At 63.6% G+C, this 13667-nt stretch carries 12 protein-coding genes; 1 reads left to right on the top strand and 11 read right to left on the bottom strand.

From position 1 onward, the window contains the following. Positions 1-516: 516 nt before the first annotated feature. From pcaF to BC363_RS25010, 11 genes are all read right to left on the bottom strand, one after another. Positions 517-1719 (bottom strand): 3-oxoadipyl-CoA thiolase, encoded by a 1203-nt coding sequence (gene pcaF, locus BC363_RS25060; protein WP_065785647.1) that lies wholly within the window; start codon positions 1717-1719, stop codon positions 517-519. Continuing rightward, a complete protein-coding gene (locus BC363_RS25055) occupies positions 1716-3695 on the bottom strand; it encodes a 3-hydroxyacyl-CoA dehydrogenase NAD-binding domain-containing protein (protein ID WP_065785646.1) in 1980 nt (659 codons plus the stop codon). The genes pcaF and BC363_RS25055 overlap by 4 nt, the downstream gene beginning before the upstream one ends. Before the next feature lie 11 nt (positions 3696-3706). After that, the gene (locus BC363_RS25050) at positions 3707-4102 is read right to left on the bottom strand and encodes a RidA family protein (protein ID WP_065785645.1); all 396 of its coding nucleotides are present in this window, start codon (positions 4100-4102) and stop codon (positions 3707-3709) included. Beyond that, complete coding sequence (locus tag BC363_RS25045) at positions 4080-4508, bottom strand: thioesterase family protein (protein WP_065785644.1); 429 nt, start codon at positions 4506-4508, stop codon at positions 4080-4082. Before BC363_RS25045 ends, BC363_RS25050 begins: the two co-directional genes overlap by 23 nt. 11 nt (positions 4509-4519) lie before the next feature. Beyond that, a complete protein-coding gene (locus tag BC363_RS25040) occupies positions 4520-5707 on the bottom strand; it encodes an acyl-CoA dehydrogenase (protein WP_065785643.1) in 1188 nt (395 codons plus the stop codon). Between the two features lie 15 nt (positions 5708-5722). Further along, positions 5723-6919 (bottom strand): acyl-CoA dehydrogenase family protein, encoded by a 1197-nt coding sequence (locus BC363_RS25035; RefSeq protein ID WP_065785642.1) that lies wholly within the window; start codon positions 6917-6919, stop codon positions 5723-5725. 2 nt (positions 6920-6921) lie between these two features. Beyond that, complete coding sequence (locus tag BC363_RS25030; protein ID WP_065785641.1) at positions 6922-7764, bottom strand: enoyl-CoA hydratase family protein; 843 nt, start codon at positions 7762-7764, stop codon at positions 6922-6924. A gap of 2 nt (positions 7765-7766) precedes the next feature. Further along, positions 7767-8543, bottom strand: coding sequence for an SDR family NAD(P)-dependent oxidoreductase (locus BC363_RS25025; RefSeq protein WP_065785640.1), 777 nt, complete (start codon positions 8541-8543; stop codon positions 7767-7769). Beyond that, the gene (locus BC363_RS25020) at positions 8540-10861 is read right to left on the bottom strand and encodes a bifunctional salicylyl-CoA 5-hydroxylase/oxidoreductase (RefSeq protein WP_065785639.1); all 2322 of its coding nucleotides are present in this window, start codon (positions 10859-10861) and stop codon (positions 8540-8542) included. The genes BC363_RS25025 and BC363_RS25020 overlap by 4 nt, the downstream gene beginning before the upstream one ends. A gap of 222 nt (positions 10862-11083) precedes the next feature. Beyond that, positions 11084-11605, bottom strand: a complete 522-nt coding sequence (locus BC363_RS25015; protein ID WP_065785648.1) for a MarR family transcriptional regulator — start codon at positions 11603-11605, stop codon at positions 11084-11086. 97 nt (positions 11606-11702) lie between these two features. After that, positions 11703-12476, bottom strand: a complete 774-nt coding sequence (locus BC363_RS25010; RefSeq protein ID WP_065785638.1) for a GntR family transcriptional regulator — start codon at positions 12474-12476, stop codon at positions 11703-11705. Positions 12477-12637: 161 nt separating this feature from the next. On the opposite strand from BC363_RS25010, the gene BC363_RS25005 reads away from it, so the two are divergent. After that, positions 12638-13618 carry an ABC transporter substrate-binding protein gene (locus BC363_RS25005; protein ID WP_065785637.1) on the top strand — a complete coding sequence of 327 codons (981 nt, stop codon included), beginning with the start codon at positions 12638-12640 and terminating at the stop codon, positions 13616-13618. The last annotated feature ends 49 nt before the right edge of the window (positions 13619-13667 follow it).

The following is a 13667-nucleotide window of genomic DNA, read 5'->3' as shown; positions in this document are numbered from 1 at the left end:
GTGCTCCTTCAGAATGCCGATAATCTGTTCGTCCGTGAAACGGTTGCGCTTCATTCCCTGGTCCTCTCAATGGGCCAGAGCTTACTTCAAAATGGATTATTTCAACGGGGCAAGGTCACAAGGCCAGTTGGTTACGAGGAATCTCCTGCGGCGTCTCCTTAGCCGGTCAGATCGGGGCTGATCGTCCTGCCGTGTAGAAGCGCAAATGACATGCGGGGCGAGTGACGAGCACCTACCGGCATTGCTGCATAATTCCTTAAATCGGAATCGATTTAAGGACAAAATTATGCTGCAACTCAAAGTGTTACAGCGACCTTTGCGCGTCTAAATGGACGCGCGGCGCTGTCGACGCCTAGCGACAATTTCAGGTTCCAACGTGAGGGCGGTCGACTGATACCCAAGTTACTGCGGCGCCCGGTAGACCGTTCGCCGCTCGAGCAGGCAAACGCCAACTCGATGCCGCTCTCGCCCCAAGAGAAGGCGATGCCTCACCAGTGCGATATGGAACTCCGGCCGCTAAGGGCGCGTCAACAGCAGCGATATGCCCTGTCCGACGCCGATGCACATTGTGGCTATCGCGTGCCTGCCGTCCCGAAGCTCAAGCTCCAGCGCAGCGGTCAAAGCCAGGCGCGCGCCGGACATGCCGAGCGGATGCCCCAGGGCGATGGCGCCGCCATTGGGATTGACGCGAGCGGCATCGTCGGCGAGGCCGAGTTGCCGCATGCAAGCGAGCGACTGCGCGGCAAACGCCTCGTTTAGTTCGAAAATGTCGATATCGCCGATGCCGAGGCGGTGCCGGTCGAGAAGTTTGCGGGTGGAAAAGACGGGGCCGATCCCCATGATGCGCGGTGCGACGCCTGCCGTTGCAACACCGCTGACCTTCGCAAGCGGCCTGAGGTCGTAGCGCTCGACGGCGTAGCCGGAAGCAAGAATGAGCGCTGCCGCCCCGTCGTTGACGCCCGAAGCATTCCCGGCCGTGACCGTACCGTTAGCGCGGAACGGCGTCGGAAGGCTTGCAAGCTTCTCGATGGTTGTCTCGCGCGGGTGCTCGTCCTGTTCGACGAGTGTCGTCTCACCCTTGCGCCCCTTAATCGGGTAAGGGGCAATCTCGCGCGCGAAACGCCCCTTCTTCTGCGCAGCTGCGGCGCGCGCCTGACTGCGGAGCGCAAAGCCATCCTGATCGTCGCGCGAGACAGAAAATTCCGTGGCGACGTTTTCGGCCGTCTCAGGCATCGAGTCTATGCCGTATCGTTTTTCCATGAGCGGGTTGACGAATCGCCAACCGATCGTCGTGTCGTATATCTCGGCGCTGCGCTGGAAGGCGCTTCCGGCCTTCGGCATAACGAAGGGCGCGCGCGACATGCTTTCGACGCCGCCGGCAATCACGATTTCCGCCTCGCCCAGGCGGATGGCGCGCGCGGCGTAACCGACAGCGTCCAGCCCGGAACCACAAAGCCGATTGATCGTCGTTCCGGGAACCGTGTCCGGCAGTCCCGCAAGCAACGAGGCCATGCGGGCCACATTGCGGTTGTCTTCGCCGGCCTGATTGGCACAACCGAGGACGACTTCATCAATCCTCTCGGCAGGCACGCTCGGAAAGCGTGCCAGCGCCTCGCGGATTGCGTGAGCAGCAAGATCGTCGGGCCGCGCCGCCGACAAGGCGCCGCCGTAGCGACCGATTGGCGTGCGGACGCCACCAATGACATAGGCCTCGCTCATGGTGTCAGATCCTTGTCTTGCTGCGCGGCGAACATTGGCCCACCCTTGTGCGCCGGAAAGCCGTAGCCGTTGATCATCACCAGGTCGATGTCGCCGGGACGCGCGGCAATGCCTTCGGCCAGCAGTGCCATCCCTTCATCGTCCATCGCCTTGAGAAGCCGGCTCATGATCTCCTCCGCAGTGAAAGGGCGCGGCGAGATGTTCTTGGCGGCCCGCGCCGCTTCGATTACCGTGGTCACTTGCGGATCGACGGAGCGCTCGCCATTGGGGTAGGTGTACCAGCCGCGGCCGCTCTTGCGACCGAGACGACCCGCCTCGCAGAGCCTGTCGGCGATTTCGACATACCGTGCGGACGGATCTCGGGTCGCGGCCAGCCGCTTCCGACGCGCCCAGGCGATCTCCAGTCCGGCCATGTCGTTGACGGCGAAGATCCCCAACGGAAAGCCGTAGGCCTCCAGCGCCGCATCGATTTCCTGCGGCAGGGCGCCATCCTCAAGCATGAACTCCGCCTCACGGCGATAGGCGGAAAAGATGCGGTTGCCGATGAAGCCTTCGGTGACGCCGCAGACGATGGGCAGCTTGCCGAGACGCTTCGCGAAGGCAAGTGCGGTCGCCAGAACGTCAGGCGCTGTCTTGGAGCAATCGACGACTTCGACAAGGCGCATGACGTTGGCGGGCGAGAAGAAGTGCAATCCCACCACCCGCGACGGATTGGCCGTCGCTGCTGCAATCGCATCGGGATCGAGATAGCTCGTGTTGGTCGCGAGAATGGCACCGGGTGCAACGATGCCATCGAGCCTCTGCAACAATTCCGTCTTGACCTGGAGGTCGTCGAACACCGCTTCGATAACGAGATCAGCGGTGGCGAGTTCTGTCGCTTCGATGGTCGTCTGGAGCCGGGCGAGGCAGTCATCGCGCCGGCTCGCCGTCAGGCGTCCCGACTGGACGGATTTGTCGAGAACTCCAGCAATGCGAGCGCGACCATTGTCGGCTGCTTCTTGCGTCTGTTCCAGGCCGATGACGCGATAGCCGGCGGTCAAGGCTGATACCGCGATGCCTGCGCCCATCAGCCCGGTGCCGACCACGGCGACGGTCTCGATCTTTCGTGGTGAAACCTTGTCGAGTCCCTCGACCTTGCCGGCGGCGCGCTCGGCGAAAAACACGTGGAGAAGAGCAGCAGATTCGGCGGAATCGCGCAGGCGCAGGAAGGTAGCGCGTTCTTGTGCCAGTCCCTCCGCCAGGTCCAGCTCAGCCGCGGCCCTGACCAGTCGAACGGCCTCGACTGGAGCCGATTGGCCGCGGGCTTTCGCGAGGATTTTCGCTTCCGCGGCGCTTACGGCAGCGGCGTCCGTGGCCGGAACGTCGGTCAAGCCAGTTCGGCGGAGCGAATTCCTGGCGCATTCGCGCACGAGTGCGAGCGCTGCGGCGAGATGATCTGCGGCGATACCGTCGGCGAGCCCGAGCGCCTCTGCTTCTTCCGCCTTGACGGTGCGCCCCATGCCGATGAGGTCGATGGCCGCAAGCACGCCGATCAGCCGTGGCAGACGTTGCGTGCCACCTGCGCCCGGGACAAAGCCGAGCTTGACTTCTGGCAGTCCGAACGAGGCCTTCTCGCTAGCGATGCGGCCGTGGCAGGCGAGCGCCACCTCGCAGCCGCCACCAAGTGCCGCGCCGTTCACGGCAGAGACGACCGGCTTGTCGAAATTCTCGATGCGCTCGATCACCTCGGGAAGTGCCGGTTCGACCGGCGGCTTGCCGAACTCCTTGATGTCAGCCCCGCCAATGAAGGTGCTGCCCGCACCGGTGATCACGAGACCGGCAATCGTCGGAAGATCGGCAGCATGGTCGAGCGCCGCCATAAGGCCGGACCTGACATGCGCAGAGAGGGCGTTGACGGGCGGGTTGTCTATGGTGACGACGAGAACGCTGCCTTCAAGAAGGGCGGAAACACTCACCGAAAATCGGATCTCGGACATGTCGGCAAGCCTCAATCAGGGATGACGGCGGTGGCCTGGATCTCGATCTTGGCCCGGTCTTCGACCAGCGCGACCACCTGCATTGCCGCCATGGCCGGAAAATGCCGGCCGATGGTTTCGCGGTAGGCCTGGCCGATGCCGCGCAGGTTACCGACATATTCCTGCTTGTCGGTGAAGTACCACGTCATCGAAGTGATGTGCTGCGGTTCGGCGCCGCCAGCGGCGAGCACCGCAACCACGTTCTTCAGCGTCTGGCGCACCTGCTCGACGAAATCGTCGGTCTCGAACTCGGAGCGTTCGTTCCAGCCGATCTGGCCACCGACGAAAACAGTGCGGCCCTTGGCGGCGACGCCATTGGCGTAGCCGATGGGCTTTGCCCAACCTTCAGGTTGCAGGATGGTGTGCATTGGTCGTCTCCAGATGTTGTGTCAGTGCGGCGCGGATGTCATCCGGCCATGCCAAAGAAGCGTGATTGTCGAGCGAGGTGGCAACGACGCGCTGGTTAGCCGTCCAGAGCACAGTGTCCCTGGCGGAAACCGAATGTTCCATGTCGAGCGACGAGCGGCCAATGCGTCGGACCACGAGGGTAAAATCGAGCGCGTCGCCCTGAAAGCCCGGACGCGCGAAGGTGAGATCGAGGCGCACGGTCGGCACGCCGATCCGTCGCTCGTCGTTCATCGCCTTCCAGGGAAAGCCGAGCGACGCGAAGAAGTCCTCGGTCACCCCGACGAGGATGTTGAGATAGGACGGGAAGTAGGCGATCCCTGAGGGATCGCAGTCTCCGAACCGCAGCGGCCTCTTGGTCCTGAACATCGATGCCGACCTCAATTGGCGAAGGCGGCGATGCCGGTGATGGCGCGGCCAAGGATCAGCGCGTGGATGTCGTGCGTGCCCTCATAGGTGTTAACCACATCGAGATTGACGAGGTGGCGGGCCACCGGAAACTCGTCCGAAATGCCGTTGCCGCCGAGCATGTCGCGCGCGGTTCGGGCGACTTCCAGCGCTTTGCCGCAGGAGTTGCGCTTGAGGATCGACGTCAGCTCGACCGGCGGGTTGCCTTCGTCCTTCATCCGTCCGAGGCGCAGGCACCCCTGCAGGCCAAGGGCAATTTCCGTCGCCATGTCCGCGAGCTTCTTCTGGATCAGTTGGTTGGCGGCGAGCGGCCGGCCGAACTGCTTGCGGTCGATGACGTATTGGCGTGCCGTCTCGTAACAGGATTCGGCCGCGCCGAGCGCACCCCAGGCGATGCCGAAGCGCGCGGAATTGAGGCAAGTGAAGGGACCTTTGAGCCCGGTCACGTCGGGCAGCATGTTTTCTTCCGGCACGAAGACCTCGTCCATGACGACCTGGCCGGTGATCGAGGCCCTCAAGCCCACCTTGCCATGGATCGTCGGTGCGCTCAGGCCCTTCCATCCCTTTTCGAGGATGAAGCCGCGGATGACGCCATCAGCGGTCTTTCCCCAGACGACGAAGACGTCGGCGATCGGTGCATTGGAGATCCAGGTCTTGGAACCGGAAAGCAGATAGCCGCCATCGACCCTGACGGCGCGGGTGATCATCGATCCCGGATCGGAGCCGTGGTCTGGTTCGGTGAGGCCGAAGCAGCCGATCTTCGTTCCGGCAGTCAGTCCAGGCAGGTATTTGCGCTTCTGGTCTTCGTTGCCGAACGTGTAGATTGGCACGATCACCAGGGAAGACTGGACGCTCATCATCGAGCGGTAGCCGCTGTCGATGCGTTCGATCTCGCGGGCGATCAGGCCGTAGGACACATAGTTCAGTCCCGCCCCGCCATAGTCTTCGGAGACCATGGGGCCGAGCAGGCCGAGTTCGCCCATCTCGGCAAAGATCGACGGATCGGTCTTTTCGTGGCGGAACGCCTCCTGCACACGGGGGGCAAGCCGGCCTTCGGCGTAGCCCTCAGCGGTGTGGCGCACCATGCGCTCTTCTTCCGTCAACTGTGCATCCAGGTTGAATGGATCCTGCCAGTCGAATGACGCCTTTGAGCCATGCATGCTCGACACCCTCCGTTATCCTGCTACGCCCTTCATCAGCTCGCGGCCGATGATGAGCTTTTGAACCTCGGTCGCGCCCTCGTAGATGCGCAGCGCCCGGATCTCGCGATAGAGCCGCTCCGTGATCTCGCCGACGCGCACGCCACGGCCGCCGAAGAGCTGCAGCGCCTGGTCGATCACCCATTGCGCATTCTCGGTTGCCGTCATCTTGGCCATTGCGGCTTCGCGGGTCGTCGGTCGCTTCTGCACGTCGCGTTGCCAGGCGGTGCGGCAGGTCAGAAGTGCGGCGGCGTCGATTGCGGTCGCCATTTCGCCGAGCGTGCTTTGTGCCGTCGGTAGATCGGCAAGCGTCGCGCCGAACATCTTGCGGCTTTTCGCATGCGACACAGCCTCGTCGAGCGCTCTCCGGGCAAAGCCGATAGCGGCCGCGGCGACGGAAGGGCGGAAGATGTCGAGGGTGCGCATGGCAATCTTGAAGCCTTCGCCCGGACTTCCAAGAAGCTGTGACGCCGGGATACGGCAATTGTCGAAGCGAAGCCGGGCGAGCGGATGTGGCGCAATCGTCTCGATGCGCTCGGTAATCGTGAAGCCGGGGGTGTCGGCGAAGACCACGAAAGCGGAAATGCCGCGGGTGCCGGGCGCTTCGCCGGTGCGGGCAAAGACCGTGTAGGCGTCGGCGATGCCACCGTTCGAGATCCAGGTCTTTTCGCCATCGAGCACGAAGTGGTCGCCGTCGCGCCGGGCAGCACAAGCCATCGCCGCGACATCGGATCCGGCATCGGGCTCGGAAAGCGCAAAGGCTGAAATCCATTCGCCGCGGGCGACTTTGGGCAGAACCGTCTGCTTCAGCGAATCGGAGCCGGAAAGGCTGATCGCGCCGGTGCCGAGCCCCTGCATGGCGAAGGCAAAGTCGGCAAGGCCATCGGTATAGGCAAGCGTTTCGCGGATGAGGCAGAGCGCCCGGCTGTCGATCTCGTCGCTTGCGCCGTCGAACGCCTTCGGCACGCAATGGCGAAGCACGCCTGCGGCGCCGAGAGCGCTCACTAGCTGTCGGCAGGCGGCATCGACATTTGAGTGATCGATCTCGCCCAGGCCGCCGCCGGCTACGAACGCGTCCAGCTCCGCCGCAAGAGCGCGATGGCCCTCCTCGAAAAACGGCCAGTCGAGATGGTCGCGGGTCGGTCGATGCGGCGCCTTCGCATGGGAACTCATACTCAGTTTCCCCTAAACTCGGGCTTTGCCTTGGCGGCAAAGGCCTCGAAGGCGCGGCGGAAGTCGCCGGTCGCCATGCAGATCGCCTGGGCCTGGGCTTCCGATTCGATCAGCTGGTCGATGCCCATCGCCCATTCCTGGTCGAGCATCTTCTTCGTCATCGCATGGGCAAACCACGGGCCATCGGCGATGGTGCGTGCGAACTTCTGGGCCTCGGCAAGCAGCGACGGGCGCTCGTGCAGCGCGTTGTAGAAGCCCCAGGCATGGCCCTCGGCCGCGGTCATCACTCGGCCGGTGAAGAGCAACTCGCCGGCACGGCCTTGGCCGATGATGCGGGGAAGTATGCCGCAGGCGCCCATGTCGGCTCCCGCCAGCCCGACGCGGCTGAAAAGAAACGCCGTCTTTGCTTCCGGTGTTGCGACGCGGAAATCCGCAGCCATTGCCAGGATTGCTCCCGCGCCGGCGCAAATGCCGTCGATGGCGGCGATGACGGGCTGGGGGCAGGCGCGGATCTGGCGCACCAGCTCGCCGGTCATGCGGGTGAAATCGAGCAGATCGGGCATCGACATGCGCGTCAGCGGCTCGATGATCTCGAAGACGTCGCCGCCGGAGGAAAAATTGTCATCGGCGCCGGTCAGCACCACGGCGCGCACATCGCTGGCGCGGGCGAGCGATCGGAAGAGGTCGCAAAGCTCCTCGTAGCTTTCGAAGGTCAGCGGGTTCTTCTTTTCCGGACGGTTGAGCGTGATCGTGGCGACCCGGCCGTCGGCATCCGTTTCGAACAGGAAGTGCTTCGCCTTGTGATCCCTAAAGGCGCGCTTCTTGGCCTGCATCGGGTTTGTCATCTCTATCCTCCGAGAACTTCGCCGCCGGCAACCGCGATGGCCTGGCCGGTCATCGCGCTCGCCTTTTCCGACACGAGCCACGAGACGGTGTGGGCCACCTCGCCAGGTGTCACCAGCCGCCCTTGCGGATTGGAGCGCGCGAGGCTGGCGCGTGCTTCTTCGCGCGAGCGGCCGGTCTTTTCGCTGATCGTATCGAGCGCGCCGTCAATGAGCGGCGTGTCGGTGAAACCCGGGCAAACGGCATTGATCGTGACGTCGGTGCGCGCAAGCTCGAGTGCCAGCGCCCGCGTCAGGCCGATGACGCCGTGCTTCGATGCGCAATAGGCCGATACGTAAGCATAACCAGTCAGGCCTGCCGTGCTCGCGACATTGACGATCCGGCCGTTGCCGGCACGGCGCACCGAGGCAAGTGCTGCCTGCGTTACGAGGAAGACCCCCGTCAGGTTGATGGTCAACACCCGCTGCCAGAGCGCGAGATCGGTTTTCTCGAACGGCGCCGAAGGCGCTTCCCCGGCGCAATTGACGAGAACAGCGATCTCTCCGGCCCGTGCGATCGCGCTTGAGACACCGCGTTCGACTGCCACCGGGTCGGTTACGTCGAATCCTTCGCAAAGGAAGGCCTGTCCGCCCGACGAGAGGATTTCGTCTCGCACGGCCTCCAGCGGTGCCGCGCGCCGTCCGGCGAGGCTGACGATATGGCCGTCTGCCGCGAGCGCCAGCGCGATCGCCTTGCCGATGCCGCTTCCCGCACCTGTAACGAGGGCATGCCTTCTGGTCATGGCTTGGCCACCGCTGTTGCCGCACGCACCAGGTTGTTCACATATTGCGCGCGGGCGGAATGGTACTGCTTCGGCCAGGGCTGGCCGTCATAGCCGATCCTCGCCGCCTCGTGCATGACGAAGGACGGGTCCGCCAGATGCGGGCGCGCGATCGCGCAGAGGTCCGCACGGCCGGCGGCGATGATGGAATTGGCGTGGTCGGCTTCGGAAATCGCCCCGACCGCGATGGTCGGGACCTGGATCTCGTTGCGGATCTTGTCGGAAAACGGCGTCTGGAACAGCCGGCCGTAGACCGGGTTTTCTTCTTTCACCACCTGGCCGGACGAGCAGTCGATCATGTCGGCGCCGGCCTCCTTGAAGAGGCGGGCGAAGATTGCTGCGTCTTCCGGCGTGTTGCCGCCTTCATGCCAGTCATGCGTCGAGAGGCGCACCGACATCGGTCTGTCCTCGGGCCACGCCTTGCGAACCGCGTGGAACACCTCGAGCGGGAAGCGGGCGCGGGCCGCATGGTCGCCGCCATACTCGTCCGTCCGCCGGTTGGTGAGCGGCGAGAGGAAGCTCGACAGCAGATAGCCGTGCGCCACGTGCAGTTCGAGAATGTCGAAGCCGAGGTCGCGGGCCCGCTCAGTGGCCTGCACGAAGTCAGCGATGACGCGGTCCATATCGGCCCGGGTCATTTCGCGTGGCGTGTCCGAATGCTTGAGGTAGGGCAGGGCCGACGCGGAAATGAGCGGCCAGGCACCCTCGCTCAAGGGCTGGTCGATCCCCTCCCAGGCCACCTTGGTCGCACCCTTGCGCCCGGCGTGGCCGAGCTGGATACCGATCTTGGCAGGCGTCTGCTGGTGCACGAAGTCGACGATGCGCTTAAAGGCTTGCGCCTGTTCGTCGTTCCAGAGCCCCAGGCATCCGGGCGTGATGCGGGCGTCGGCCGAAACGCAGGTCATTTCGGGAAAGACGAGAGCAGCACCTCCCATGGCGCGTGCGCCGAGATGCACCAGATGAAAATCGTTCGGCACACCGTCGGTCGCCGAATACATCGCCATCGGCGAAACCACGATGCGATTCCTGAGCGTCAGGCCGCGGAGCTTGAACGGCGTGAACATCGGCGGCGGGACCGCGCCGTTTGCCGCCGGCTCGACACCGGCCCGTCCGGCGAACCAGCGCTCGAAACCTTCGAGCCAGTCCCTGTCGCGAAGGCGAAGATTTTCGTGGCTGATGCGCTGCGAGCGGGTCAGCATCGAATACATGAACTGCTCGGGCTCCAGCGTGTCGGCATAGCGCGTGCCGACGACTTCGAACCATTCCATGGCATTGCGCGCGGCGTTCTGGATGCGGGCGACATCGACGCGGCGCACTTCCTCGTAGGCGGCGAGCACGGCCGGGATACTGGCCTTGTCGTGACCCAGAATATCGAACTGCCGGGTGAGTTCGATGGCATCGTCGATCGCAAGCTTGGTGCCCGAGCCGATGGCGAAATGGGCGGTATGGGCGCTGTCCCCCATCAGCACGACATGGCTCCTGCCGTTGAAGTGGCTCCACTTCTCGCAGATCAGCCGGCCGAAGTTCAGCCAGGCGGAGCCACGCAGATGGCGCGCATTGGTCATCAGCTTGTGGCCGCCGAGCGTCTCGGCAAAGAGCTTTTCGCAGAACTCGATCGACTGTTGCTGGTCCATTTGGTCGAGACCGTGGGCCCGGAAGACGTCATCCGTCGTCTCGACAATGAAGGTCGAGGTGTTCTCGTCGAAGCGGTAGATATGCGCCTGGAACCAGCCATGTTCTGTGCGCTGGAAGTCGAAGGTGAAGGCGTCGAAGCGCTTGTCCGTGCCGAGCCAGACATAGCGGTTTGGCCGAACGACCATGTCGGGCCGAAAGACGTCGGCGTATCTGTTGCGGATCCTGGAGTTGACGCCATCAGAGGCAATGATGAGGTCCGCATCGGCGAACTGTTGGTCGCTTTCCACGTCCTGCTCGAAAACGAGTTCGACACCGAGCGCGAGGCAGCGATCCTGGAGGATGTTGAGCATTTTCTTGCGACCGATGCCAACGAAGCCGTGGCCCGTCGTTCTGATCTTGCGGCCCTTGAACACCAGTTCGATGTCGTCCCAGTGGTTGAAGGCGACCTCGATCGCCTCTGCGGTTTCCGGATCCCACTGGCGCATCGACTGCATCGTCGCATCGGAGAAGACCACGCCCCAGCCGAAGGTGTCGAAGGCGCGGTTCCGCTCGACGACTGTAACATGATGCTCCGGATGCTGACGCTTCATCAGCAGGGCGAAATAGAGACCGGCCGGTCCACCGCCGATACAGACGATCCGCATGTCGTTCTCCTCCCGAGCTCCGGCTGCGTGTGTCGCCGTCGAGATGTCTTTGACCGTCATCCCGAACTGCGAGGAGCAGGGTGGACTCGTTCCGGGGAAATTTCAAGCTTAAAATTGTTTTCGGCAGATGTGACCACGATACCTGCGTCGGGAGCGCGGTGCGCGAGCGGCGAACTGTTTCGGAGGATCTCGGGAGAACGCGCAGAGAAAGGCGCTGCGCCCTCAGGTGTTCCGGGCCAACGCGGCAATGATGGACCGCTTGAGCTTGGCAAGCTCGTCCATCAGCACGCCGCCGTCCTTCGCTGCAAGGCCGGCGAACAGGTCGGAGATCCAGTCGGCATGCCTTGCCGCCATCTTCTCGAATTCGGCGCGGCCGAAGGGTGTTAGCGCGATGATCTGCACGCGTCGATCCGTCGGCAACGTCGTGCGGCTGATGTGGCCGCTCTCGGTCAGCCGCTCCACCAGAACCGTTATGTTGCCCGGCGAGACCATCATGCGCTTCGAGACTTCGCCCAGCACCATGCCATCAGGCGCGCGCTCGAGCTGGGCCATCAGGTCGAAACGCGGCAGGGTCGAGTCGAATTCCTCCCGGAGCCGCCGGCGGACCTCGCTCTCGACCAAGGTCGAACAGGTCAAAAGGCGCAGCCAGAGCCTGAGCTCGGCGCGATGATCGCCCGGAGCCTCGAGCGCCTTGGTCTCGCCATCCACCCATTCCGGAGAGATGTCGAACTTGTCTTCACCCATCATACCAAACGTCCGCTTTCACAAAGCTGCAGGCGTATCCTGCCGCCTTGCCTTTATTAGAGATGTTTCCGGCTCTTGGACAGGCTGCGGCGCGCCGTCATTTGGACGCAAGCCCCGACAACGACTGGCGCCCGGAAGGCAAGGAGCGACCACCGTCCTCGGATTGAACATAGACATTGACGGTAAAGCCGATGTGCTCGGCCATCAGCGTCCTGGCGCGTTCAATGTCGCGGTCGAGTGCCGCCTCCATCAGCTCGGTGTGATGCTCGATCGCCATGGCGTCTTGCAAGGCCGCGACCGCTTCCTCGTATCCCGCGCTCATCCCGGCAGCAGCCCTCAAAGTCGGGGCCAGGCTCAGGAAACGGTGGTGGCGACGAAGCTGGTCGGAAATCGTTGACTGGAAGCGGGAAAGCCAGTTCGACCTTGCCGCACCGATCAGTGCCGCGTGGAAGGCGGCGTGCTTTTCGTCCCACTCGTCGATCTCGCTTTCGGAGAAGTTTTCGACGGAAACCTTGCAGCGGGACAGCCGATAGTGCGCGGTGACGACGGCGGACTCCCATTCACTGTCGCCATTCTCGATCGACTCGAGGAGCAGCGGCATCTCGACGATCAGGCGCGCCCGAGTGAGGTCGTCCAGTTCGCCGCGTGAAACTGGAGCGACGGCGAAGCCGCGATTGCTGATCGCCGTGACGAGCCCCTCGGCCTCCAGTCGCGACAAGGCCTCCCTCAGAGGTGTCCAGCCGATTCCATAGCTTTCGCGCAGCGCGCTCAGCTTCATCGGCGCACCGGGCTTCAGCCGCGTCGCCAGGATGTCGCGTCGCAGCAGCCGGTAGGCCGATTCGGTTTTGGTCGACTGTTCGTGGTCTTGCATCAAGTTCCCTCAACGCCAGCATCGGATCGACACAAATATATATAGTTCTGTGTCATTGATCAAAATATATATAATTATTTGACAAAAAGCCTGGCCGTCGCCATCATCCACGCACGCCGCCGAGGAGGGCGGTAACGCTCGTCAGATTCTGGGAGGGATGCATGAGCAAGAGGACTTGGCTTTCGGGATTGGTCGTCGCCGGCACGCTGGCATGGGGAGCGGGAACGGCGGCCGCCGATCCGATCCGTATCGGCATCGCCAATTTCGGCGAGCATCCGCAACTGAGTGCGTCGATCGCCGGCTTCAAGAAGGCGCTCGCTGAAAACGGCTTGGTCGAGGGTACCGATGTGGTCTACTCCGAGAGCCATACAAACTTCGACGCCTCGCTCGTGCCGCAGATGATCGCCAAGCTCCAGGCCGAACAGCCGAAGCTGATCTACACGATCACCACACCGGTCTCGCAGATCGCCAAGAAGGCGCTTGCCGGCTCCGGGATCCCGGTCGTCTTTTCCGCCGTCACCGATCCGGTGGCAGCGAAGCTGGTTCCGTCCTGGGAGGCGGGCGACGAGGGCATGACCGGGGCGACGGATCTCCAGGACGTGGCGGCCGTCATGGCCTTTACCCGCAAGCTGCTGCCGGAGGCCAAGCGCTTCGGCGTGCCGTACAACCCGGGCGAGGCGAACGACACGGCGCTGCTCGACAAGATCAAGGAGGCCGCACCCGCGGCCGGCTTCGAAGTCGTGGCCGTCGGCGTCGACAACGTCAACGACATCCAGCAGCGCATTGCTTCGTTCGCCGGCAAGGCCGACGTGATCTATACGCCTGCATCCAACCTGCTCCAGCCGGCTATCGGGGCGGTCTCGGCGGCGGCGCGCCAGGCGCAGATCCCGATCGTCAATTCCGATGACGGTGCCGTCCGCGATGGCGTCGTGCCGGCAAGCTTTGCCGTCAACTACGAGCAGGTCGGCGTCAATGCCGGCAGGATCGCGGCTGAAATTCTGAAGGGCAAGGATCCGAAGACGATCGCCCCGTCGCGCCCGAGTTATGAGGATCACGCGCCGCTGATCTCGAAGAAGTCGACGGCTGCCTTCGGGATCGTGGTGCCGGCATCGCTCGCCGATTGCGGCTGCCTGGTCGACTGACCTCCAAAGGATCTGAACAGTGACGGCGTGGGGAGCGCCGTCACTTCAT

Origin of the sequence: Ensifer sp. LC384 (assembly GCF_001695865.1) — a bacterium.
Classification (GTDB): domain Bacteria; phylum Pseudomonadota; class Alphaproteobacteria; order Rhizobiales; family Rhizobiaceae; genus Ensifer.
Note: the sequence above shows the minus strand (reverse complement) of the source record. Positions and strands in the feature narration are given on the sequence as shown.

What these genes read in the sequence shown, in the direction of transcription:
- pcaF (WP_065785647.1), bottom strand. Translation starts at nt 1,719, where the DNA reads ATGAGCGAGGCCTATGTCATTGGTGGCGTCCGCACGCCAATCGGTCGC.
- BC363_RS25055 (WP_065785646.1), bottom strand. Translation starts at nt 3,695, where the DNA reads ATGTCCGAGATCCGATTTTCGGTGAGTGTTTCCGCCCTTCTTGAAGGC.
- BC363_RS25050 (WP_065785645.1), bottom strand. Translation starts at nt 4,102, where the DNA reads ATGCACACCATCCTGCAACCTGAAGGTTGGGCAAAGCCCATCGGCTAC.
- BC363_RS25045 (WP_065785644.1), bottom strand. Translation starts at nt 4,508, where the DNA reads ATGTTCAGGACCAAGAGGCCGCTGCGGTTCGGAGACTGCGATCCCTCA.
- BC363_RS25040 (WP_065785643.1), bottom strand. Translation starts at nt 5,707, where the DNA reads ATGCATGGCTCAAAGGCGTCATTCGACTGGCAGGATCCATTCAACCTG.
- BC363_RS25035 (WP_065785642.1), bottom strand. Translation starts at nt 6,919, where the DNA reads ATGAGTTCCCATGCGAAGGCGCCGCATCGACCGACCCGCGACCATCTC.
- BC363_RS25030 (WP_065785641.1), bottom strand. Translation starts at nt 7,764, where the DNA reads ATGACAAACCCGATGCAGGCCAAGAAGCGCGCCTTTAGGGATCACAAG.
- BC363_RS25025 (WP_065785640.1), bottom strand. Translation starts at nt 8,543, where the DNA reads ATGACCAGAAGGCATGCCCTCGTTACAGGTGCGGGAAGCGGCATCGGC.
- BC363_RS25020 (WP_065785639.1), bottom strand. Translation starts at nt 10,861, where the DNA reads ATGCGGATCGTCTGTATCGGCGGTGGACCGGCCGGTCTCTATTTCGCC.
- BC363_RS25015 (WP_065785648.1), bottom strand. Translation starts at nt 11,605, where the DNA reads ATGGGTGAAGACAAGTTCGACATCTCTCCGGAATGGGTGGATGGCGAG.
- BC363_RS25010 (WP_065785638.1), bottom strand. Translation starts at nt 12,476, where the DNA reads ATGCAAGACCACGAACAGTCGACCAAAACCGAATCGGCCTACCGGCTG.
- BC363_RS25005 (WP_065785637.1), top strand. Translation starts at nt 12,638, where the DNA reads ATGAGCAAGAGGACTTGGCTTTCGGGATTGGTCGTCGCCGGCACGCTG.